General features: G+C 38.8%; 1 protein-coding gene. It reads left to right on the plus strand.

Features of this window, described 5'->3' with window-relative positions; genetic code table 11:
• The first annotated feature begins 510 nt into the window (after nt 1-510).
• On the plus strand, nt 511-1,311 hold the full coding sequence (locus LMU01S_RS09835; protein WP_056957966.1) for a replication initiation protein: 801 nt from the start codon (nt 511-513) through the stop codon (nt 1,309-1,311).
• The last annotated feature ends 1,337 nt before the right edge of the window (nt 1,312-2,648 follow it).

Raw genomic sequence — 2,648 nt, forward strand, 5'->3', positions numbered from 1 at the left:
GTTGTCATCTTCGTGATCTTGCCTAATAAGCAAGTAAAACGGCTTTGTAAAGCTTTATTGCTTTTAGTAAAGCTAGCAATTAAAAAAGCTCTTAAACGTATTGCTTCTTGGTTGTCTGATTAAGTTCAGATCCTCTAGCATAAAGTTTGACTTTCAGCGGTATCTTCAGACACCGCTGTTTTTTTTATTTCAGAGTGATATATACTTGCTCTTTCGAGCAAGTTTTTTTTTATTTTCGAAAAAAGTTCTTGCGCGCGCTATATACGGTATATACATTCTTGGTTACATTCTATATACATTATATTACATTAGGGCACTGAAAAATCGCTCAACCATGCGGGTTACAGAAGACCTTTGTGAGAAAAATATACGTGCTTTGTGAGAAAAATATACGTGCTTTGTGAGAAAAATATACGTGCTTTGTGAGAAAAATATACGTGTATTTGTGCTATTAATCAAAAAGCGGTATTATATACACATAAAGGAATGATACAAAAAAGAGGTGTAGTTATGGCAATTGTTGAAAATCGAAAAATGGATAAGGCTGTAGATGAATTGTTAAGCAGACAAGATTATCTTGTGACACAGGCTAATGATCTTGCAAAAAGCTTTGGGAATTTAACGGTCTTTGAGCATAAGGTATTAGATTTCTGTTTCAGTTTTGTTCAGCGGGACGATGTTCCTACAAAAGAATATAGTGTTAAAGCTAAGGATATCCTTAAACATTTAGGGTTAAATTTATCAGGTTTTAATTACAAACGAGTTGCTAAGGCATTTAAGGGGCTTAATGAAAAAACAGCTATATATATGCTTGTCAGAGACGAAGGAGAACAGGGAATCCTTATGACTTCGCTTTTTTCAGATATTATGTTGTTGAAGAGTGGAAAAATTAAGTTTCAGTTTAGTCCTAAGGTTGCTCCCTTTGTCTTTCAACTAAAAGAGCATTTTTACAGTTTTAAGTTGTCAGAACTATCACGGGTACGTTCGAAATACACTCTTAGCTTAATGAAGCTGTGGAATGCTAAAGGATCTGGTCCTTGGAAGCCAGAGCATAATCAATTACCTGATGTGAGAATAGAGGGAGATGTGCAGGAATGGGAAAGCTGGATGCTTGGTAGTGATGATGACGGCAATCCTAAAAAGATGTCTGCTGGAGTTTTCAAACGAGATGTTCTTAACAGAGCCTTAAAAGAACTAAGTAATCTATATCCCAAAACCATGTTCACCTTAACTACTATCAAGAATGGGGTCAAAGTAGTTGGTTATCAGCTTGACATCCATCCTATCAATACCAATTTGAACACTATTTAATAATAGTTGGGCGGAAATCCCCTTACTTTAGTGAGGGGATTTCCGGGCATTTCTCATTAAAAAAGCCAAAAACTATTTCACATCTGTGAATGTCATTTTCACCCCTTGAAATTGGGTCAAACCCAGTCCTGGTGCGGGTTTGACCCCGATTGAAAAAATGACGTTGTTTCTATATAGTATCAAGACAAGAAGAAACTCGACAAAAATTGTCGAGTTTCGAGCTAGATTTGCTACGTCATTTTTTCATAATTTTCGGTCGATCGATTTTGCCACTTTTCCGCTTTGCGGGGTTGCACCCCACACCCTGCCAAGCTGATGCCAGCTTGACCGCAGTCATACGTGCCGTATATCGCGCAGAACAGACCAAAAAAAACGGGCTGTTCTTGTCCCTTATCGTGTTTTGCGGTCTTGTTAGTCAAGGGTTGCGCTACGCCGTCTCGTTTCACTCGCCCCTTGACTAACATCTACTTCCTGCGGGCTCTCGCCACCGAGTTATACCGCCTAAAATTCAGGCGTTCGCTTATCCTCGGTCGCTAAAATTTCACTCGAAAATAAAAGAGCCAAACTGCCATATACATATATCTTTGATAGTGCCACTGTGCTATACTCGAACTACGGAAATTGCGCATGACCCCATGCGCAAATAAAGCCTGCAGGAGTTCTACTTCATATCTCTCCTGCAGGCTTTTTTGCGCACAAAAAAAGCGCTCCTTTCATCCGGGAGCGCCACCGCGGCGAACTTAAGTAACCAGCTTAAGTTCAGTTTGCACACGCGGTAATCTTAATCATGGTCTTATTATAACATGCTATAATTTTTAGTGCACACGCAGACCTAACCAGTCTAATCGTGCTAGGAAGGGGGTCCTTCCGATGTCCTTTTGGGTAATCTTAATCATCGTACCTAGTGAGTTCGTTAAGAAGTTGGTCAAAGCGATTGCTAAAATCATCTTAGACTAACTTCACAGCTAAAAACTTGTGCAAGTTCAGCGCTCTTTTTTGAGCGCTGTTTTTTATTTTAGCACTCTCGCTATGAATAACACTCGCTGAATTCTAAAATCGCTCAGAGACGCTCTCAGACGCCTTAAAAGCGATTTTAGAGATAATACAATAGCAATAAAATTCGTTTTCGTGCATTTTGAGACGTTTTAGCACTCTTCTGATGAATAACACTCAAGAAGTTCTAAAGGCTCTCAGAAACGATTTTAGGACGCTTAGAATTGATTTTAGATAGCAACTTCATTTTGCACTTGTAAAACTCTGTGAAATTCGATCAAAAGTCTATGCCAAAATATAAAGTCTAGTGAAGTCTATGCCAGATTTAGCGAATATTAATTCGC

Origin of the sequence: Ligilactobacillus murinus DSM 20452 = NBRC 14221, assembly GCF_001591685.1 — a bacterium.
Classification (GTDB): domain Bacteria; phylum Bacillota; class Bacilli; order Lactobacillales; family Lactobacillaceae; genus Ligilactobacillus; species Ligilactobacillus murinus.